This window comes from Pseudomonas sp. NFPP04, from assembly GCF_900113815.1.
Classification (GTDB): domain Bacteria; phylum Pseudomonadota; class Gammaproteobacteria; order Pseudomonadales; family Pseudomonadaceae; genus Aquipseudomonas; species Aquipseudomonas extremorientalis.
Window position 1 is genome coordinate 1 of the sequence record NZ_FOQS01000018.1, and the last position, 19663, is coordinate 19663.

At 62.4% G+C, this 19663-nt stretch carries 23 protein-coding genes and 1 riboswitch; of the genes, 11 read left to right on the forward strand and 12 right to left on the reverse strand.

The window, feature by feature from the left end; all coding sequences use genetic code 11:
- The 4 genes from tnpB to BM017_RS26860 form a co-directional block, all read right to left on the reverse strand.
- A partial coding sequence (gene tnpB, locus BM017_RS26845) for an IS66 family insertion sequence element accessory protein TnpB (RefSeq protein ID WP_139216882.1) occupies window positions 1-259 on the reverse strand: 259 nt, incomplete at its 3' end.
- A gap of 234 nt (window positions 260-493) precedes the next feature.
- Window positions 494-1483 carry a zinc-dependent alcohol dehydrogenase family protein gene (locus tag BM017_RS26850; RefSeq protein ID WP_092250284.1) on the reverse strand — a complete coding sequence of 330 codons (990 nt, stop codon included), beginning with the start codon at window positions 1481-1483 and terminating at the stop codon, window positions 494-496.
- Between the two features lie 85 nt (window positions 1484-1568).
- Complete coding sequence (locus BM017_RS26855; RefSeq protein WP_092250286.1) at window positions 1569-1994, reverse strand: DUF6691 family protein; 426 nt, start codon at window positions 1992-1994, stop codon at window positions 1569-1571.
- A 2-nt stretch (window positions 1995-1996) separates the two neighbouring features.
- Complete coding sequence (locus BM017_RS26860; protein ID WP_092250288.1) at window positions 1997-2428, reverse strand: YeeE/YedE family protein; 432 nt, start codon at window positions 2426-2428, stop codon at window positions 1997-1999.
- A 193-nt stretch (window positions 2429-2621) separates the two neighbouring features.
- On the opposite strand from BM017_RS26860, the gene BM017_RS26865 reads away from it, so the two are divergent.
- The 5 genes from BM017_RS26865 (at window position 2622) to BM017_RS26885 (ending at window position 5710) form a co-directional block, all read left to right on the forward strand.
- The gene (locus BM017_RS26865) at window positions 2622-2855 is read left to right on the forward strand and encodes a hypothetical protein (RefSeq protein WP_092250290.1); all 234 of its coding nucleotides are present in this window, start codon (window positions 2622-2624) and stop codon (window positions 2853-2855) included.
- Between the two features lie 102 nt (window positions 2856-2957).
- Window positions 2958-3590 (forward strand): hypothetical protein, encoded by a 633-nt coding sequence (locus tag BM017_RS26870; protein WP_092250292.1) that lies wholly within the window; start codon window positions 2958-2960, stop codon window positions 3588-3590.
- A 137-nt stretch (window positions 3591-3727) separates the two neighbouring features.
- Window positions 3728-4288 (forward strand): nucleotidyltransferase family protein, encoded by a 561-nt coding sequence (locus BM017_RS26875; protein WP_092250294.1) that lies wholly within the window; start codon window positions 3728-3730, stop codon window positions 4286-4288.
- Window positions 4289-4352: 64 nt separating this feature from the next.
- Window positions 4353-4793 carry a tryptophan-rich sensory protein TspO gene (locus tag BM017_RS26880; RefSeq protein ID WP_092250297.1) on the forward strand — a complete coding sequence of 147 codons (441 nt, stop codon included), beginning with the start codon at window positions 4353-4355 and terminating at the stop codon, window positions 4791-4793.
- Window positions 4793-5710, forward strand: a complete 918-nt coding sequence (locus BM017_RS26885; RefSeq protein WP_092250299.1) for an alpha/beta hydrolase fold domain-containing protein — start codon at window positions 4793-4795, stop codon at window positions 5708-5710. Before BM017_RS26880 ends, BM017_RS26885 begins: the two co-directional genes overlap by 1 nt.
- Before the next feature lie 217 nt (window positions 5711-5927).
- Here BM017_RS26885 and BM017_RS26890 read toward each other — a convergent pair whose 3' ends face one another.
- Window positions 5928-6362: a DUF6678 family protein gene (locus BM017_RS26890; RefSeq protein WP_170856129.1), complete on the reverse strand. Its 435-nt coding sequence runs from the start codon at window positions 6360-6362 to the stop codon at window positions 5928-5930.
- 146 nt (window positions 6363-6508) lie between these two features.
- Here BM017_RS26890 and BM017_RS26895 point away from each other — a divergent pair, with 146 nt between their 5' ends.
- Both BM017_RS26895 and BM017_RS26900 read left to right on the forward strand, forming a co-directional pair.
- Complete coding sequence (locus tag BM017_RS26895; RefSeq protein ID WP_256575370.1) at window positions 6509-7048, forward strand: hypothetical protein; 540 nt, start codon at window positions 6509-6511, stop codon at window positions 7046-7048.
- A gap of 17 nt (window positions 7049-7065) precedes the next feature.
- Window positions 7066-7530: a GNAT family N-acetyltransferase gene (locus BM017_RS26900; protein WP_092250494.1), complete on the forward strand. Its 465-nt coding sequence runs from the start codon at window positions 7066-7068 to the stop codon at window positions 7528-7530.
- A gap of 160 nt (window positions 7531-7690) precedes the next feature.
- Here BM017_RS26900 and BM017_RS26905 read toward each other — a convergent pair whose 3' ends face one another.
- The 4 genes from BM017_RS26905 to BM017_RS26920 all read right to left on the reverse strand — a co-directional run bounded on the left by BM017_RS26905 (window position 7691) and on the right by BM017_RS26920 (window position 11723).
- Window positions 7691-8455, reverse strand: a complete 765-nt coding sequence (locus tag BM017_RS26905) for an ABC transporter ATP-binding protein (protein ID WP_092250301.1) — start codon at window positions 8453-8455, stop codon at window positions 7691-7693.
- The gene (locus BM017_RS26910; protein WP_092250303.1) at window positions 8452-9456 is read right to left on the reverse strand and encodes a FecCD family ABC transporter permease; all 1005 of its coding nucleotides are present in this window, start codon (window positions 9454-9456) and stop codon (window positions 8452-8454) included. Before BM017_RS26910 ends, BM017_RS26905 begins: the two co-directional genes overlap by 4 nt.
- The gene (locus tag BM017_RS26915) at window positions 9453-10463 is read right to left on the reverse strand and encodes an ABC transporter substrate-binding protein (protein WP_092250306.1); all 1011 of its coding nucleotides are present in this window, start codon (window positions 10461-10463) and stop codon (window positions 9453-9455) included. Before BM017_RS26915 ends, BM017_RS26910 begins: the two co-directional genes overlap by 4 nt.
- Window positions 10464-10564: 101 nt before the next feature.
- Window positions 10565-10760: riboswitch (cobalamin riboswitch) on the reverse strand.
- Between the two features lie 36 nt (window positions 10761-10796).
- Window positions 10797-11723, reverse strand: coding sequence for a DNA/RNA non-specific endonuclease (locus BM017_RS26920; RefSeq protein ID WP_092250309.1), 927 nt, complete (start codon window positions 11721-11723; stop codon window positions 10797-10799).
- Window positions 11724-11853: 130 nt separating this feature from the next.
- On the opposite strand from BM017_RS26920, the gene BM017_RS26925 reads away from it, so the two are divergent.
- Together BM017_RS26925 and BM017_RS26930 are read left to right on the forward strand one after the other, a co-directional pair.
- Window positions 11854-12915: a M4 family metallopeptidase gene (locus BM017_RS26925; RefSeq protein ID WP_071490120.1), complete on the forward strand. Its 1062-nt coding sequence runs from the start codon at window positions 11854-11856 to the stop codon at window positions 12913-12915.
- A gap of 14 nt (window positions 12916-12929) precedes the next feature.
- Entirely contained in the window at window positions 12930-13235 is a 306-nt protein-coding gene (locus BM017_RS26930; RefSeq protein ID WP_092250312.1) for a protealysin inhibitor emfourin, read from the forward strand.
- 56 nt (window positions 13236-13291) lie between these two features.
- Here the strand turns inward: BM017_RS26930 and BM017_RS26935 are convergent, their stop codons facing one another.
- Complete coding sequence (locus tag BM017_RS26935) at window positions 13292-14674, reverse strand: aldehyde dehydrogenase family protein (protein WP_092250315.1); 1383 nt, start codon at window positions 14672-14674, stop codon at window positions 13292-13294.
- 103 nt (window positions 14675-14777) lie between these two features.
- On the opposite strand from BM017_RS26935, the gene BM017_RS26940 reads away from it, so the two are divergent.
- Window positions 14778-15650, forward strand: a complete 873-nt coding sequence (locus BM017_RS26940) for a putrescine utilization regulator PtrR (RefSeq protein WP_092250317.1) — start codon at window positions 14778-14780, stop codon at window positions 15648-15650.
- A gap of 13 nt (window positions 15651-15663) precedes the next feature.
- Here BM017_RS26940 and BM017_RS26945 read toward each other — a convergent pair whose 3' ends face one another.
- Both BM017_RS26945 and BM017_RS26950 read right to left on the reverse strand, forming a co-directional pair.
- On the reverse strand, window positions 15664-15873 hold the full coding sequence (locus tag BM017_RS26945) for a hypothetical protein (protein WP_092250320.1): 210 nt from the start codon (window positions 15871-15873) through the stop codon (window positions 15664-15666).
- A gap of 100 nt (window positions 15874-15973) precedes the next feature.
- Entirely contained in the window at window positions 15974-17170 is a 1197-nt protein-coding gene (locus BM017_RS26950) for an amino acid aminotransferase (RefSeq protein WP_058427801.1), read from the reverse strand.
- A gap of 343 nt (window positions 17171-17513) precedes the next feature.
- Here BM017_RS26950 and uvrB point away from each other — a divergent pair, with 343 nt between their 5' ends.
- Window positions 17514-19529 carry an excinuclease ABC subunit UvrB gene (gene uvrB, locus BM017_RS26955; RefSeq protein WP_071490114.1) on the forward strand — a complete coding sequence of 672 codons (2016 nt, stop codon included), beginning with the start codon at window positions 17514-17516 and terminating at the stop codon, window positions 19527-19529.
- Window positions 19530-19663 lie beyond the last annotated feature (134 nt).

The following is a 19663-nucleotide window of genomic DNA, read 5'->3' on the forward strand; positions in this document are numbered from 1 at the left end:
CTTCGTCGGTGACGTCGGGCGAGGTTTTGAAACGCTCGGATTCCAGGCGCTTGAGCCAAAGACAGAAGCCGTTGCGCTCCCAATAGAGGATTTTCACCCGGTTGCGGGAGCGATTCAGAAAAACGAAAAGTACCGGGTCGAAGACGGCCACCTTGATATCCAGCTCGACCAGGGCGGCCAGGCCGTCGATGGATTTTCGGAAGTCCACGGACTTGGGGTAAAGGTAAACTTTTTCGACTTTGGCGTCGGGACGCATCATGAGGTGCTGGCTCCAGAAAGAGATCGGGAGCGCAGCATCGGGCTTCAATGGGCGGCTTTGAATGTGTGGGTGATGGATCGGTTACGGGCTACTAAACCCGATCACCGAGAAATTCAGCGACCGCGCCACCTTAGATTCCACCACCCCAGCACACAAGCCGGCGGATTCTGACCCACGCGTAGGCAATCGGGCAACCCACTCTCCAGCTTTGGGAATTGTCCTAGGACACCGCCCTCACACCGTCACCACGATTTTCCCCACCTGCTGGTTCGCCTCCAAAAACCGATGCGCCTCCTGCACCTCATCCAATGCAAATGTCTTCGCAATCACCGGCGCCAACGCGCCCGACGCCAGCCCGTCCAGAATGAACGCCTTGGCCCGCGCCAACGCCGCCGGGTCGGCGACGATTTCGGCGTACAGATACCCTTTGAGCGTCAAACATTTGCCCAACACGGTAAACAACGGAAACGGCGTTGGCTCCGAGCTAAGCGCGCCGTACTCCAGCAAGATGCCGCCTCGGGCCATGCTTTGGGTGAGGGCTTCGAAGCCCGGCCCGCCGATGGGGTCGAACACCACGCGGGCGCCTTGGTCGTGGGTGAGTTGCATCACGCGTTCGACCAGGTTTTCTTCGTCGCTGACGATGACGTGCGCTGCGCCGGCATCCAGCAGCGCCTGTTTTTTTGCACGGGTGCGGGTCACGCCGATGGCGGTGGCGCCGACGCTGCGGGCGATCTGGAAGGCGGCGAGGGCGACGCTGCTGGAGGCGGCGGTGACCAGCACGGTGTCGCCCTGGGTCAGTTTGGCCTGTTCCACCAGGGCGCCCCAGGCGGTGACGTATTGCATCCAGCACGCGGCGGCTTGCACAAAGCTGATGGTTTGCGGGTGTTTGACGGCGAGGTGGGCGGGCACGTTGGCGACTTCGCCATAGGTGCCCCAGCGGGCGATGTCCAGCGGTGGGATGACGCTGACGGCGTCGCCCACCTGCAGGTCGGTGACATCGGCACCGACCGCTATCACCACGCCAGCCGCTTCGTAGCCCAGGCGACTGGGGAATTCGGCTTCCTGCAGGTAGGCGTGGTTGCGGAACATCACTTCGGCACGATTGAGGCCGAAGGCTTTGACGTCGATTTGGACTTCATCGGCGGCGGGGGCGGGGACGTCGACGTCTTCGAGTTTCAAGACGCTGGCGTCGCCGTAGGCGTGAATCCGGACGATGCGTGCCATGGGGGCTGACCTCGGGGTTGATCGATAAGGCGTTCAATGTAGGCCGCAGGCGGGTGGAGATAAAGCACAAACGCCTGCCCGTGCCTCAAGCCTTGGCCAACCTGCGCGCCTCAATCCGCTCAAACAGCCACATCCCCAGCGCCATCGCCAGCACGAACACCCCCACCTGCCATTGCCCGGTCAGCAACAACGCCAGCGCCGGGCCGGGGCATAGCCCGGCGATCCCCCAGCCGACACCGAATATCACACTGCCCAGCACCAGCCGCCGGTCTAGGGTGCGCTTGGTCGGCATCTGCATCGGCGCGCCCAGCAACGCGGTGCGGCGCTGCCTGGCGAAAAAGAAGAACACGCTGCTGACGGCGAGCGCGCCGAGCATGACCAGCGCCAGGGACGGGTCCCATTCGCCGGCCAGGTCGAGAAACCCGAGCACTTTGGCCGGGTTGGTCATGCCGCTGAGGTACAGCCCCAGGCCGAAGAGCAGGCCGGCGATCAAGGCGGTCAGTTTGCGCATGCTCAGGCCCCGATCAGATGGCGGATGAGGTAGACAGTGGCAAACCCGCTGCCCATGAAGCACGCCACCGCCACCAGCGAGCGCAGCGACAGGCGTGACAGCCCGCAGATCCCGTGCCCACTGGTGCAGCCGGCGCCGTAGCGTGTGCCGAGGCCCACCAGCAGCCCCGCCAGCACCAGCGCGGCACCACCGGCCTGGATCGACGCGCCGGGCAAGGTGCCGAACAGTGCCCACAGCCAGGGCGAGGCGAGCAGGCCTAGCAGGAACAGGGCTTTTTCGGCGCGGCCTTCAGCGTGTTTGGCCATCAGGCTGCCGAGCAGGCCGCTGATACCGGCGATGCGCCCGTTGAGCAGGATGAACAGGCCGGCGCTGAGGCCGATCAGTGCGCCGCCGAGCAGGGAGGCCCAGGGGGTGAAGTCGGGGGAGAGCGTCATGGTGCTGGGCCTGCGGGGCGGGTGGGGGATCCAGCTTAGCGCTATCACGGTGTTGTGGGGCAGTGTCATGAAAAAGGCCGCCCGGTGAGCGCGATATGCGCAAAAGCCGCGCCTTTCTGTGCCAGCCGGTCTACCATGCCACCCCGGCAGTGGTTCCACGCGCTACCGAATTCTCTCTTTTAAGGTATCGCCCATGTCCATCGACCAGATCAGCCTGCCCAAGGGCGTCGGCCCCCACGCCACCAAGCTGTTCGACGCCATCACCGGCGCCGCCACCCCTGAGGAACTCAATCGCGCCGGCGGCAAGGCCGAGGGTTTTGTGCTGGGCCTTGAGTCCACCAAGGCCATCAAGAGCCAGGTCGCCGAGTCGTTGTATGTGGTTTACGACGACGCGGCGGCGCATCGTGCGGGTGAGTTGCAGGCGTGAAAACACCCCTCTCAGGCGGCTGATGGTCGAGCCAAGGTATGGCATGATGGTTAAGTGCCACTATCTGGCCGTTACATCAGCCTATGCGTAAGAGGGAATCGAGTGAAGAAGTTGACTAAGGGCAAGCTGGAACGGTTGAGTCTGCTTTTCGGACTGCCAGTGGCCCTTGTATCTATAGCCTCTGTGGTTGTTCCTCCCGCCTGGAGTTGGTTGAAAGGGGACTATTCAAAACTGGACATCACGCTGGCTTACAGCGATTTTGACCGGATGGAGGTGTTGGTGACGAATGTCGGCAATCGTGCGGCCATCCTGACGGGGCTGGTGCTTGAAACCGCCGCTGACAAAAGCCCGGACATGAGTCTGTTCAACATCCCGAAAGGGCAGAGGCTGATCAAGGCGAGCGAGCAGGTCCTGGTGAATGCAACGAACGGGCTGCTGATCCCTGCGAGCGTTGCTGAACTCAGCGAGGTTACGGATCTGCCGCAGAAAAAATGCACCGTAGTGGTGAAGTACCGGCAATACAATTCCAAGGACGAGACTTCAAAGTATGCGTTCGATTGCTACAAGGTCGATCGCCATGCGGCGGGGCGCATTGCCAATTTGCAGAGGGCGGGGGTGGACATTCCTTGGCCCAATTACGTTATTCGTGTGGATGGCGGTATTCACATTCCCAATCTGGAGCTGATGGAGTGGGCCAAGCGCCAGCCGCTGACCGAGGCTGAAGCTTCTCATTGAAGGGGGGCAAGGGCGGTGCTGCCGCAAGCCCTGGTTTACGCTGATCCCGCGTGAGATCGAAAAGCGCGGGTCACGAAACCCTCCACACCGTGGTGTAACCTCTGCCGTTCGAGCGCGTCACGGATAACGGAGAGCCCATGACATTGACTGTCGAAACCTTGCTCAACCTGGCCATGGCCAACCCCATCAACGCCGAAATCACCGCGCGCCTGCCCGACCTGGGTGTGGACCAGTGCTTTCTCACGGCGGGCTGCCTGTTCCAGGCGGTGTGGAATCATCAGTCGAATTTGCCGGCGGCCCATGGCGTAAAGGACTACGACGTTTTCTACTTCGATACCGACCTGTCCTACGAGGCTGAAGACGCAGTGATCCGTGCGGCCGAGCGGTTGTTCCAGGACCTGGGCGTCAACGTCGAGGTGAAGAACCAGGCGCGGGTGCATCTGTGGTACGGCGAGCGCTTTGGCCGGCCTTACCCGCAGTTGCACACGGCCAGGCAGGGGATTGACCGTTACCTGGTGGCGGGCACGTGCATCGGCCTGGAGATTGCCACGGGCGAGGTGTATGCGCCTTATGGCTTGGAAGATGTGGAGCAGGGCGTGTTGCGCATCAACCCACTGCATCCTGAGCGGGCGTTGTTTGTGCAGAAGGCCCGCAGTTATCAGGCGCGGTGGCCTTGGCTGAACATCGTGATGCCCTGAATCGCAGTGAACTTTTACCCGCGTCCTACGCGTCAAAGTTGAAATACCCAGCCAAGGACCGCCCATGACCTTCTTCATCTTCCTGCTCGCCTGCGCCGCCGCTGCCAGTACCGGCATTATCTTCAAGCCGGGAGCCTGGTACGACTCCCTGGTCAAACCCAGCTTCACCCCACCCAACTGGTTGTTCCCGGTGGCCTGGACGATTATCTACCTGTTGCTGGCCTGGGCGGGTTACCGCCTCAGCCTTATCCCGGGCAGCCAAATGGTGCTGGCCTTGTGGGCCGCGCAGATTGCGTTGAACACCTTGTGGACGCCGGTGTTCTTCGGCGCCCATCGCATCCTGGCCGGGATGGTGATTATTGCGGTGCTGTGGCTGACCGTGGCGACCATGGTGGTACTGGCGGTGCAACTGGATTTGATCACCGGCTTGATCCTGTTCCCCTACCTGGCGTGGCTGTGCGTGGCAGCGGCGCTGAACTTTTCGATCCTGCGGAATAACCGCTGATGGCCTACACACCTTGGCCCGCCAGTGAGCCGGAACTGGCCGAGATGCGCCGCTTCAACCAGAAGCTTGCCTGGATGCCGCGCTTCAAAATCCGTAATCGCGTCACACCGCGCCTGATCCAGGCGCTGTTGCGCACCAGCCAAATGCTTAAGAAAGCGCCGGCTGCTGAATGCAAACTGGTCGACTCTGTCCCCGTGCGCATCCTGCGGCCGAGCGGCAAGCCCAAGGGCGTGGTGCTGGATATCCACGGTGGCGGTTGGGTGATCGGCAATGCGCAGATGGATGACGACCTCAACCTGGGCATGGTCAACGCCTGCGAGGTGGCGGTGGTGTCGGTGGATTATCGGCTGGCGGTCGACACGCCGGTCGAAGGGCTGATGGACGACTGCCTGGCGGCGGCGCGTTGGTTGCTCACCACCGATGAGTTTGCCGGGCTGCCGGTGTTCGTGGTCGGCGAATCGGCCGGCGGGCATTTGGCGGCGGCGACGTTGCTGGCGTTGAAGCAATGGCCGCAACTGCTCCAGCGCGTGCGCGGGGCGGTGTTGTATTACGGCGTGTACGACCTGACCGGCACCCCGAGCGTACGTGCGGCGGGGCCGCAAACATTGCTGCTGGACGGTCCTGGCATGGTCGAAGCGCTGAGCATGCTGACACCGGGCCTGAGCGATGATGAGCGTCGGCAGCCGCCGTTATCGCCGTTGTATGGCGACTTCGAGGGCCTGCCGCCGGCGTTGATGTTTGTGGGGGAGTTGGACCCATTGAAGGATGACACGCTGTTGATCGCTGAGCGGTGGCCGGGGGCTGAGGTGTATCTGTTGCCGGAGGCGGCGCATGGGTTTATTCATTTTCCGGTGGTGATGGGGGGGAGCGTGCTTGCTTATAGCCGCCAGTGGATCAGTGCCCGACTGGAGAGCTGATCATTCAAACCGCCATGCCGACTGTAACTTGTAGTGAGCGGGCTTGCCCCGCGCCAGGGGCGCAACGATACCCCTGACACACCGAGTCGCCTGGGTTTGGGGCGGCTTCGCCACCCAGCGCGGGGCAAGCCCGCTCACTACAGTGATGGTGGCTGAAGCAGGGCCAGCAGTCGCAAGGCGTTAGTTCGGGCGTGGCCGCAGGATCCGCCGCTGTACGTTATGCCGGCGGAAAGTCATCGAAAGATTTTGGAAGGTATCCCCAAATTCTCAGTACGTCGGCCTTCACTTCAAATTCGAAGCCTATCTGCGAGATAACCTGAGAGATTTCCTCGGTATGGTCAATATACGTTCGTGGCAGTAATACGCCTAACGAAGGCGCTTCTTGCCACAAGCCGATGTCGAGCCATTCGACATACGCAAAAGGGAAAGGTAGGTGGTAAAACCATTCCACATCCCATCCTGAGATATGGCCTGTGATGGATTTTGAGCGATAAGACGGTACCCACCCCGAGCGCTGGCGCATGTGTGCAATCAGTTCGTTCCACTTGGTGTTATTTGCCGCGCCTGCCAGGTTTCGTTCTTTGATAGCGGTCTGGATGATCTTGCGGTTTTTATCATTCTGGCGCGCGTCAGCCATGGGTAGTTCAGTCATTTTCAGCTCATCTCCTTTAACCCATCGGGTTTGAAATCAATGACGGGCGCAGGTATATCACGACACGTCAGCCCGCTAAATCTATCCACTTTTTCTGACTGCCCAGGTAATCTCCCGGCCCCACCTATTCAAGCCAAGGACAGCACGTGAAGTTTCTTCAAGGACTCATCGCTTTATCAGCGCTCTACCTGCTGGCCGGCTGCGAGCAAGTCACCGAGAAGACCCTGCGCTTCGACGTGCCCTACGGCTTCTACGAAACGGGCTGGCGCCAGAACGTCACCGGCAAGGGCCAGTTGACCTGCAAGGTCGTCACTGACACCCAGGACCGTGGCGAGAAGTGGGTGCCATCGGTGATCCTGGCGGCCGCCGAGGATGCTGCCGAAGACGATACGTTATTTCTCTCCAGCTATTCGCCAGCCGGTACGGACCAGCGGATTTTCAACCTGCGTACGTTCAACAAGGCCAAGCCGATCATCGACACGCCGATTCATCAAACACTCGATCATAACGGCATGTACACCCTGCGCCTGACCTGGCAAGCCGATGGCGCCATCGGTTACCAGGCTGAAAACGGCGGCACCTGGGAAGAGAAGAAGCTGGTGGTGAAGCCCGGTTTTACGGTGCGCCATGTGAGCGTGCATGCGTCGGGCATGAAGGGCAATGCGGTGTGTGAGTTGCGCCAGTGATCATCCGGCCGGTTGCAATGGGGGATGTGCCTGAGGTGCTGGCATTTGTGCTGCAGGCGCGTGCCGAGCTGTTTCCCAAATTTCATGATGCCGGCATGCCGGCTGACCTCGCGTGCTTTGCGTCGATTTATCTTCAGGGCGAAGGCCGCTTTTTGATCGCTCGCAACGGTGGCGAAATTGTTGCGGCCATCGGCTATCTGCCCTATGACGGGCGTTTCCCTCAGCTGGATTACCTAGGCCGCAAGACGGTGGAGGTGGTGCGGTTGTTTGTGCTTCCCGCCTTTCGTCGTTTTGGCCTGGCGAGGCAGTTGTACCGTGCACTGGAAGCGCTGGCGCAGGCGGATGGGGTTGAGGTGATGTACCTGCATACCCACCCATTTTTGCCGGGAGCGATTGAGTTCTGGGTTCGGCAGGGGTTCGAGGTGGTGGATGTGGAAGCAGACCCGGTGTGGCGGACGACGCATATGCAGCGGTCCCTGTAGGCCTGTTGTGGCGAGCGGGCTTGCCCCGCGTTGGGCTGCGCAGCGGCCCTGAAACCCTGCGCCCCAGTTCGACCTGGAGGAATGCAGCGGCCTTATTGGGGCTGCTTCGCAGTCCAACGCGGGGCAAGCCCGCTCGCCACGATAAACCGCTATTCCAGTATCAAGCGGAACGCAGCCGCAGGATCTGCGCCCCATCAAACGGGTCCGTCAGGTAATGCGCCTGCACTCCGAATGTCTCGTGCAACCGCTGCGGCGTCAGCACTTGCAGCGGTTTGCCCAGCGCCACCAACCGCCCGCGATCCAACACTGCCAGGCGGTCACAGGTCAGTGCCTGGTTAAGGTCATGCAGCGCAATCAAGGTCGTCACGGGCAGCGCCTGCACACCCTTCAAGATCGCCAGCTGATGCTGGATATCCAGGTGATTGGTCGGCTCATCCAGCAACAGAATCTGCGGCCGTTGCGCCAATGCGCGGGCGATGTGCACGCGCTGGCGTTCCCCGCCCGAGAGGCTGCGCCAGGCACGGTGGCTCAGGTGGGTGGCGTCGACGTCGCGCAGGGCCTGGCGCACGATCGCATCGTCATCCAAGGACCACGGGCTCAGCGCCGACAGCCACGGCGTACGGCCCAGCGCCACGGCGTCGAATACGCGGATGGCGTCGTCGGTGTCGGCCTGTTGCTCCACCACGGCCAGTTGCTGCGCGATGGCGCGGCGGGACAGCGTGCCCAGGCGCTGGCCGCCCAGCAGCACGTCGCCGGACGCTGGTGCACGTAGCCCGGCCAACAGCTTGAGCAAGGTGGATTTGCCGGAGCCATTCGGGCCGACGATGCCGAGGGTTTCGCCCAATTGCACGTCCAGATGAATATCACGCAGCAACTCGGCCTCGCGCACCTTGAAGCCCAACCCGCTGCAACTGAGGACGGTCATCGCGCATTCCTCCGGCCGATCAGGATCAGCGCAAACACCGGTGCACCGACCAGTGCGGTGACCACGCCGACCGGAATCACCTGGCCCTTGATCAGCGTGCGCGACAGCACATCCGCCGCAATCAGGAACAACGCGCCACCCAAGGCGCTGGCGGGCAACAGCCGCGAATGCCCGGTGCCAAGCAACAGGCGCACGGCATGGGGAATCACCAGCCCGACAAAGCCGATAGAGCCGACAATCGACACCATCACTGCCGTCACCAGCGCCGCGCAGCCCACCAGCACAAATTGCACGCGGCGCACCGGAATACCGAGTGACGCCGCCGAGTCGCTGCCAAAGGTAAACGCATCCAGCGCCCGGCGGTGCCACAGGCACACGGCCAGGCCGGCGACCGCCACCGGCACCGCCAGCCACACCGAGGGCCAACGCACGCCGCTTAGATTGCCGAGCAGCCAGAACAGGATGCCGCGCGCCTGTTCGGAGCTGGCCGACTTGGTGATCAGGAACGCGGTGAGCGCATTGAACAATTGCGAGCCGGCAATACCGGCGAGGATGATCTGGCCGGTGCCACTGACCGAACCGCTGGCCCGCGCCAACAGGATCACCAGGGCAAACGCCGCCATCGCGCCGATAAACGCGCCCGCCGACAACGACACCAAGCCGCCGCCCACACCCATCAACGCCACCAGCACCGCACCGGTCGAAGCGCCGGCGCTGATGCCCAGCAAGTAGGGATCGGCCAGCGGGTTGCGCAACAGCGATTGCAAAATCACCCCGCAGGTGGCCAGCCCGGCACCGCAGGCGGCGGCGACCAGGGCGCGGGTGAGGCGGTAGTTCCACACCACGCCTTCATCGATGGGGTCGAGCACGTAGCCGGCGCCCCACAGTTTGTTGGCGAGTACCTGGAGCACCACCTGTGGCGAGATGGCGGTTTCACCAATGGCCACGCCGGCGAGGACGGCAACCAGGAGCAGGGCCAGGGCGAGCAGGGTGCGCATCATTTTGGCAGGTCGTAGCCGTCGATGGCCGTGGCCAGTTGTTCAAGGCCGTCGAACATGCGGATGCTGGCCTGCAACGCCAGGGCGTCGAGGATGATGATGCGGTTGTTTTTCACCGCGTCCATGTTGCGCGTTACCGGGTCGCTGCGCAGGAAGGCGAGTTTCTTTTCATGGTCGTCGGCCGGGTAGCGGCGGCGGTCCATGCGCGCGATGACGAGGAAGGTCGGGTTGGCCTTGGCGATGGTTTCCCAACCCACGGCGGGCCACTCTTCATCGGACTGCACCACGTTGGAAAGGCCCAGGGTTTGCAGCATGAATTCGGGGATGCCTTTGTGGCCGGCCACGTATGGATCGCTGGCCATCTCGGCACTGGAGAACCACACCAGCGCGCTGGCCTGCTTGAGGCCTTTGCCCTGCACGGTGGCGACGGATTTGGCCAGGCGCGCCTTGAGCTCGTCGTTCAGCTGCTGGCCGCGCTCCTGCACGTCGAAGATCTGCGCCAGTTGGCGGATGCTTTTATAGATGGTCTCGATGCGAAACGGCTCCAGCCGTGTGCCGTCGGCGCCCACCAGGTTGTCCTTGCCTTCGCAGTCGGAGGGCAGCAGGTAGGTGGGGATCTTCAGTTCATGGAACTGCTCGCGGGTACCGACCACGCCTTGCGCGCCGACCACCCATTCCAGCTCGGCGGCCACCAGTTGCGGGCGCTTGGCGATCACGGCTTCGAAGCTCGGTTCGTTGTTGGCCAGGCGCTCGATTTTATCGTTCTGTGCCTTGTACTGCGGCAACACACTGTTGAACCACAGCGAGGTGCCGACCACTTTATCGGCCACGCCCAGGGCATACAGCATCTCGGTGGCGGCCTGGCCGATGGTCACGCTGCGGGCGGGAGCTTGCGCAAAGGTGATCTGGCTGCCGCAGTTTTCCACCGTCAGCGGGTAGTGAGTGGGCGCGGCTTGGGCCAGGGCACAGAAGCCAACGCCTGTGAGCAGGGCGGTAACGCGTGGCAGCATGGGGCGATCTCCGAGTGAAGCGTACGTGCCATTCGGAAATTCACTCTCGGGCTCCGGGGGAGCGACAGGCAAGAATGTCCTTCCCGGACACCCCGCCGGTTAGTGATTGAGCTTGGGCCGGCAGGTCTCCTGACTGATGCGTCGTCGCCAGGCTCCAGCCTTCCCGGACGAGGTCCAGTGGCATCGAGGAGCAGGCTCGGCATCTACAGTTGCGGGGGCAGTTCCGGTTGGCGCGGGTGTACCGCGCCTCGGATTCCCTATTAGTCCCGTTTGGGAACCGGCGCGGTATGGTAGTTGATTAAGGCGGGGCGACATAGCCCACGGCGTGCCCGGTCAGAGACGAATGTCCTCGGGCCCCTGGATCAGCGCTTCGATGCGCGTGCCGGTGGCGCGTTCTTCGTTGCTGAAGCCGTCGTAGTTGGCCAGGTTGCCGAAGCGGATGCCGGTCAGGCGCTCGATCTGGATCACGCTGCGCTGGTAGGTGCGCAGTTGGCCGAACACCAGCTCCAATTGGCCCAGTTCGCGGCTCTGATCGATCATGTAGGCGCTGGCCGAAGGCTTGCCGTCATCGCTCAGGTAGGCGACTACCTTCCAGAACGCCTTGGGGATCTGCACGCCCCGGTAAATGCGGTCGTCGTCAGCGAACACCGGGCCGCTGAACACCGTGGCCCGGGCTTTCCAGCGTTGGGTGTTGTCGAGGATGTAGTCTTCGAGTTCCAGCCAGGTCTTCTGGTTGAACCCGCTCATCTGCGGCGAGCAGTTGGTGAAGTGGAAAGTGTCGAGGTTGGCGGTTTGCGCCACGTCGCCCCAATTGGGGTCCTGGCGGCGCACCAGGTGGCCGCGGTCCAGGCCATTGCCGGCGTAGAGCGCTTCGCCGACTTGGGCGTCGACCGGCAGGCGGCCATCGTAGGCCCAGGTGTCGTTGCTGCGGATGATGTCCACATGCTGGCCGCCGTCGATGTTGACGCCCACATACAGCGCGAGGCGCTTGGCGCGTGACATCGTTATGGAGAAGTGCGTGTAGTCCAGGCGCTTCTGGGCATCGCTCGCCAACGCTTCTTCCAGCGTGGGCCAGGGCACCCCGAAGCTGCCGAGAAAGTCCTCCGCGTAGCCACGCCGGTCCTTCAAGTCTTTGGCCGGCGTGACGCGGGGTGTCGCTGCGCGTGCCTCCAGCAGCGTGGGGCTCGGCGCGATCAATGGGCGCAGGTCGGCAAGCCGGGGGCGGTAGGCAAGGTCGATTTTGGCTTTACGTGCGGGCATCGGTCAGTCCTCCTTGGATAAACACGACTGCAACATAGATTAATGACAATTGATCATACGCACTAACCCCTGGGGGCTATCCTCAAACGGTCATCCGGACGTTCAGCACACGCCAACAAGGAGCCAGCCCATGTGTGATCGCCATTACCGTAACCCGATTTTCTGCCTGATCCCGCCCTATATGCTCGACCAGATCGCGCGTAACGGTGACAAAGCGCAACGGGATGTCGCGCTGCGTACCCGCGCCAAGGACAGCACCTTCCGCTCGCTGCGCATGGTCGCGGTGCCCGCCAAGGGCCCGGCGCACCTGGCGCTGGCCATGGGCGCCGACAAACGACGCTCGATCTACAGCGCCGAGGGCAGCGACAGCCTGCCGGGCAAACTCATCCGTGGCGAAGGCCAGCCCGTCAGTGGCGACGCGGCGGTGGACGAGGCCTATGATGGGCTGGGTGCCACCTTCGACTTTTTCGATCAGGTCTTTGACCGCAACTCCATCGACGATGCCGGCATGGCCCTGGACGCTACCGTGCACTTTGGCCAGAACTACAACAATGCGTTCTGGAACTCGACCCAGATGGTGTTCGGGGATGGGGACGGCGAGCTGTTCAACCGCTTCACGGTCGCCCTCGACGTGATTGGCCATGAGCTGGCCCACGGTGTGACCGAGGATGAGGCCAAGCTGATGTATTTCAATCAGTCCGGCGCGTTGAACGAGTCGCTGTCGGACGTGTTCGGTTCGTTGATCAAGCAATATTCGTTGAAACAAAAGGCCGAGGACGCCGATTGGCTGATCGGCAAAGGGTTGTTTACCAAGAAGATCAAAGGCACCGCGCTGCGCTCGATGAAAGCCCCCGGCACCGCGTTTGACGACAAGCTGCTGGGCAAGGACCCTCAGCCCGGGCACATGGATGATTTTGTGCAGACCTACGAGGACAATGGCGGGGTGCATATCAATTCCGGTATTCCCAACCATGCGTTTTACCAGGTGGCGACGAAAATCGGCGGGTTTGCCTGGGAACGTGCCGGGCGCATCTGGTACGACGCGTTGCGTGATGCGCGGTTGCGGCCGAACTCAGGGTTTTTGCGCTTTGCACGCATTACCTACGATGTTGCCGGTCGCCTCTACGGCGCGAACAAGGATGAGCAGAAGGCGGTCAAGGAGGGCTGGAAGGCGGTCGGTATTTCAGTCTGACGTGAGGAGCAACCATGCAAATTTCGCTGAAGGAAAACGGCGGGCCTGCTTTTTTTCCGGGCCTGGCCAAGCCGCGTACGGTTGAGCTGGACAGCCTGCCCGAGCAGGACCAGCAGGAGTTGCGGCAGTTGGTCGAGGCGTGCGACTTCTTTCAACTGCCGCAAAGCAGTGAACCCGCGCCCGGTAAACCGGGCCAGGTGCATTACACCCTGACGGTGAAGGAGGACCAGCGCGAACACACGGTCTGTGTGCTCGCGCCAGTGAAGTCGCAGGCGCTGGAGGGGTTGGTGCAGTGTGTGCGGCGGCATATTCGTGCATAAACAATTTCAGGCCACCGCATGCCTGTGGTGAGCCACAGGTCAGGCGCTGCTCTGATTTATGTGCGATCCAGCCACACGGTCTGCGCGTTGCAGAACTCGCGGACACCGAAGTGCGACAACTCGCGGCCGAACCCGCTTTTCTTGATCCCGCCAAACGCCACCCGAGGGTCGGAGACGCTGAAGGCATTGACGAAGATGCCGCCGGTTTCCAGCTGATTGGCGATGTCCCGCGCCTTCGCCGGGTCGCTGGTGAAGATGCTCGCGGTAAGGCCGAACTCGCTGTCATTCGCCAGGGCCACGGCGTGGTCGGCGTCGCGGGCGGTGATGATCGAGGCCACGGGGCCGAACAGTTCCTGTTTGAACGAGGTCATCTGGTCGGTGACGTTGGCCAGTACGGTCGGCGCATAGTAATTGCCGGCGCCGGGTATTTTATGGCCGCCCAGCAGCAGGGTGGCACCTTCTTCCAGAGTCGCCTGGACCTGGCCATGCAGCTCGTCGCGCAGGTCGAAGCGGGCCATCGGGCCGATGTAGGTGGCGGCTGAAGTCGGGTCGCCCATCACCAGGGCGCGGCTGGCTTCGAGGAATTTGGCGGTGAAGGCTTGCACCACGCCTTCCTCGATGATCAGGCGCTTGGCGGCGGCGCAGACCTGGCCACTGTTCTGGAAACGGCCGATCAGCGCGGCTTGTACGGCGGCATCGAGGTCGGCGTCGTTGAGCACGATGAACGGGTCGGAGCCGCCCAGTTCCAGCACGCATTTTTTCAATGCGGCACCGGCCTGGGAGCCGATGGCGATACCGGCGCGCACGCTGCCGGTGAGGGTGACGGCGGCGATGCGTGGGTCGGCGATGGCTTGGGAGACGCCGTCGTTGGTCACGTTGACCACTTCAAACAGGCCTTTGGCAAAACCGGCGGTGTGGAACGCCTGCTGGATCAGGTAAGCGCTGCCCATCACGTTGGGTGCGTGTTTGAGCACGTAGGTGTTGCCGGCCAGCATGGTCGGCACGGCGCCGCGCAGCACTTGCCACACCGGGAAGTTCCACGGCATCACCGCGAAGATCGGACCCAGTGGGCGGTATTCGATCTGGGCGCTGCCGTTGTCCACCTGCGTCGGTTCCGGGGCGAGCATGGCCGGGCCGTGGGCGGCATACCACCCGCTGAGCTGCGCGCATTTTTCGATTTCGGCACGGGCCTGGGCGATGGGTTTGCCCATTTCCAGGGTGATCATCTGCGCCATATCTTCGGCTTGTTCGCGCAGGGCGCTGGCCAGGCCCAGCAGTAACTCGGCGCGCTGGCTGACCGGCTGGCGGCGCCAGGTGCGGAAGGCGAGGGTGGCGCGCTCAAGGGCGGCATCCAGTTGCTGCGTGGTTTCATACGGGTAGCTGCCGACCGTTTCGCCGTTGGCCGGGTTGATCGAGAGGGCGTGGGTAGTCGCGTTCATGGCACCGTCCTGCTGAATGATGAGGTTGGGTTCAGCCTACGGGGCTATATCTTTTCTGGAAACTGAATAATATTAAGCAATATATTCACGATTGGAGAATGACTTGGACCTGGTGCAGCTGGAAATCTTCAAGGCCGTTGCCGAGCAAGGCAGCATCAGCGCCGCCGCGCAGTTGATTCACCGCGTGCCGTCGAACCTGACCACGCGCATCAAGCAACTGGAGCAAGACCTGGGCGTGGAATTGTTTATCCGCGAGAAAAGCCGCTTGCGTCTATCGCCGGCGGGCTGGAATTTCCTCGGTTATGCGCGGCGCATCCTCGACCTGGTGCAGGAGGCCCGTGCGACAGTGGCGGGGGAGGAGCCCCAGGGTGCGTTTGCCCTCGGTTCGCTGGAGAGCACGGCGGCGGTGCGTATCCCGGCGTTGCTCGCGGCGTACAACCAGAAACACACCAAGGTCGAGCTGGACCTGAGCACCGGGCCGTCGGGCACGATGATCGAAGGCGTGTTGTCGGGGCGGTTGGCGGCGGCGTTTGTCGACGGGCCGGTGCTGCATGCCACCTTGGAAGGCGTGGCGGTATTCGAGGAAGAGATGGTAGTGATCGCGCCGCTGCAACACGCGCCGATCACCCGGGGGCAGGATGTGAATGGCGAGAACATCTACACCTTCCGCTCCAACTGCTCGTATCGGCACCACTTTGAGCGCTGGTTTTCACAGGATGGCGCGGTGCCGGGCAAGATCTTCGAGATTGAGTCGTACCACGGCATGCTCGCCTGCGTCAGTGCCGGCGCCGGGCTGGCGCTGATGCCGCGTAGCATGCTGGAGAGCATGCCGGGGTCGGCGGCGGTGAGCGTGTGGCCGCTGACGGATAACTTCCGGATTTTGAATACCTGGCTGATCTGGCGGCGCGGGACGGTGTCGCAGAGCCTCAACAGCTTTGTAAAGCTGTTGGAGGAACGCGATCTGGTTGCTTCCTAGATTGTGATGGGTATCAGCCGCCGAATTGCAGGGTGCCCATGGCCAGTTTTGCCATGATTGCAGTTGCGCCCAACTGCACCAGCCACAGCGCCAGGCCGCCAAGGAATACACCGAGCGCCACTTGCAGTACCAGGCTCTTCTGGCGCTTTGCTTGCGGTGCACGCGGGGGGAAGTGGTCCAGCTCGTCGCGGTCGGCACGCAGGTCCAGGTCGTCGTTTCTCATAAGGTACTCACAGCAAAGGGGCGGTCGAGGTTCAGTCTAGGGGCTGGAGACGAAAAAGGGGAAGCCATCGGCTTCCCCTTCTGGTGCAACGGCTACAGGTTTACAGCACCTGAACGATTGCCTTTGTGACTGCATCAATGTTCGACTGGTTCAACGCCGCCACACAGATACGCCCGGTATCCAGTGCGTAGATGCCGAATTCGCTGCGCAGGCGGGTAACTTGCTCAACGGTCAGGCCGGAGTAGGAGAACATCCCGCGCTGGCGGCCGACGAAACTGAAGTCGTGCTCCGGAGCAGCCTTGGCCAGGGTGGCGACCATCTGCTCACGCATGCCACGGATGCGCAGGCGCATTTCAGCCAGTTCGGCTTCCCACTGGGCGCGCAGCTCAGGGCTGTTCAGCACCGCTGCCACGATGGCCGCGCCGTGGGTTGGCGGGTTGGAGTAGTTGGTGCGGATCACACGCTTGACCTGGGACAGGATGCGCGCGCTTTCTTCCTTGGACTCGCCGACGATGGACAGTGCGCCCACACGTTCGCCGTACAGGGAGAACGACTTGGAGAACGAGCTGGACACAAAGAAGGTCAGGCCCGATTCAGCGAACAGGCGCACAGCGGCGGCGTCTTCGTGGATGCCGTCGCCAAAGCCCTGGTAGGCCATGTCGAGGAACGGCACCAGGTTCTTGGCCTTGACCACGTCCAGCACGTTCTGCCAGTCGGCCGGGCTCAGGTCGACGCCGGTCGGGTTGTGGCAGCAGGCGTGCAGCACCACGATGGATTGCGGCGGCAGAGCATTGAGGTCTTCGAGCAGGCCGGCGCGGTTCACGTCATGGGTGGCGGCGTCGTAGTAGCGGTAGTTCTGCACCGGGAAGCCGGCGGTTTCGAACAGCGCGCGGTGGTTTTCCCAGCTCGGGTCGCTGATGGCGACGACGGCGTTGGGCAGCAGTTGCTTGAGGAAGTCAGCCCCCAGCTTCAGCGCGCCAGTGCCGCCGACCGCTTGTACGGTGGTGACGCGGCCAGCGCTGAGCAGTGGCGATTCGGCACCGAACAGCAGGGTTTGCACAGCCTTATCGTAGGCTGCGATGCCATCGATCGGCAGGTAGCCACGGGCGGCGTGTTGCGCCACGCGAATGGCTTCCGCTTCGGCAACGGCACGCAAGAGTGGAATCTTCCCCTCCTCGTTGCAGTAAACGCCCACGCCAAGGTTGACCTTGGTGGTTCGTGTGTCGGCGTTGAATGCTTCGTTGAGGCCCAGGATAGGATCGCGTGGTGCCATTTCGACAGCGGAGAACAGGCTCATTTTTGCGGCAGCTCTATGGGGGGTAGGAGGGACGTGTCGCGCTCCAGCCGAATGCACTAGAGCGGTGCACAAACGGGGAGCTAGTATAGAGGCCATCACCGTCGAGGGCGACAGCCGAAATGGCTTTTCGGCCAAGTTTTTCGGTTTATTTGCTGACCGTTAGTCTTATTGCAACATTGATCCGGCACGGCACGTAGGACGATGGTCTTGAAACCCGTCGCATTCGGCACCACTTCTACAGCTATCATGGTTTTTTCCTGCAACCTGCGATGATCATTCGCGGGTTGCCGAGCTATTTCGTCCCTGGCGGTTTCGAGTCTGGGGTGACTTCACGAGGTACGTTATGTCGGATTTCCAACTCGTCACCCGTTTTGAACCCGCTGGCGATCAGCCGGAAGCCATTCGCCAGATGGTCGAAGGCATCGAGGCCGGCCTGGCTCACCAGACGCTGCTCGGGGTGACCGGTTCGGGCAAGACCTTCAGCATCGCCAACGTGATCGCGCAGATCAATCGTCCTACCCTGGTGCTGGCGCCAAACAAGACCCTGGCCGCGCAGCTCTATGGTGAGTTCAAGGCGTTCTTCCCGAACAACGCGGTGGAGTACTTCGTTTCCTACTACGACTACTACCAGCCCGAAGCCTACGTGCCGTCCTCCGATACCTTTATCGAGAAGGATGCGTCGATCAACGACCACATCGAGCAGATGCGATTGTCGGCGACCAAGGCGCTGCTGGAGCGCAAGGACGCGATCATCGTCACCACGGTGTCGTGCATCTACGGCTTGGGCAGCCCGGAAACCTATTTGAAGATGGTGCTGCACGTCGACCGCGGCGACAAACTCGACCAGCGCGAACTGTTGCGTCGCCTGGCCAGCCTGCAATACACGCGCAACGACATGGACTTTGCCCGCGCCACCTTCCGGGTGCGCGGCGATGTGATCGACATCTACCCGGCCGAATCCGACCTGGAAGCGATCCGCATCGAGCTGTTCGACGATGAGGTCGAGAGCCTGTCGGCCTTCGACCCGTTGACCGGCGAGGTGATCCGCAAGCTGCCGCGCTTCACGTTCTATCCGAAAAGCCACTACGTGACCCCGCGTGAAACCCTGATGGGCGCTATCGAAGGCATCAAGACCGAGTTGGCCGAGCGCCTGGAGTACCTGCGTTCCAACAACAAGCTGGTGGAAGCCCAGCGCCTGGAACAGCGCACCCGTTTCGACCTGGAGATGATCCTGGAGCTGGGCTACTGCAACGGCATCGAAAACTACTCGCGCTACCTGTCGGGGCGCGAGTCCGGGGCGCCGCCGCCGACGCTCTACGATTACCTGCCGCCGGATGCATTGCTGGTGATCGACGAATCCCACGTCAGCGTGCCGCAGGTCGGCGCGATGTATAAGGGCGACCGGTCGCGTAAGGAAACCTTGGTGGAATACGGTTTCCGCCTGCCGTCGGCGCTGGATAACCGGCCGATGCGCTTTGATGAGTGGGAAGCCATCAGCCCGCAGACTATTTTTGTGTCCGCCACGCCGGGCAACTATGAGGCCGAGCATGCCGGCCGTGTGATCGAGCAATTGGTGCGGCCGACCGGCCTGGTCGATCCGGAAATCGAAATCCGCCCGGCGTTGACCCAGGTCGACGACTTGCTGTCGGAAATCACCAAGCGCGTGGCCCTGGATGAGCGGGTGCTGGTCACCACGCTGACCAAGCGCATGTCCGAAGACTTGACCGACTACCTGGCCGACCACGGCGTGCGCGTGCGCTACCTGCACTCGGACATCGACACCGTGGAACGCGTGGAAATCATCCGCGACCTGCGCCTGGGCACCTTCGATGTGCTGGTGGGGATCAACCTGCTGCGCGAAGGCCTGGACATGCCGGAAGTGTCGCTGGTGGCGATCCTCGATGCGGACAAGGAGGGCTTCCTGCGTTCGGAGCGCTCGCTGATCCAGACCATCGGCCGTGCCGCGCGTAACCTCAATGGCCGGGCGATCCTGTACGCGGACCGCATCACCGGTTCCATGGAGCGGGCGATTGGCGAGACCCAGCGCCGTCGCGACAAGCAGATCGCGTTCAACCTGGAAAATGGCATCACGCCCAAGGGCGTGTTCAAGGACGTCGCCGACATCATGGAAGGCGCCACCGTGCCAGGCTCGCGCAGCAAGAAGCGCAAGGGCATGGCCAAGGCTGCCGAGGAGAGCGCCAAGTACGAGAACGAACTGCGCTCGCCGAGTGAGATCACCAAGCGGATTCGGCAACTGGAAGAGAAGATGTACCAGCTGGCGCGTGACCTGGAGTTCGAGGCGGCGGCGCAGACGCGGGATGAGATTGGCAAGTTGCGCGAGCGCTTGCTGGCCGTCTGATTGGTGGTGGTTTCATCGGGGGCAAGCCCCCTCCCACATTTGACGGTGTTCACATATCGACTGTGGGAGGGGGCTTGCCCCGATAGCCGCGCCTCGGTTTTCCAGAAATCCCCCAGGCTGTTACCATTCGCCCC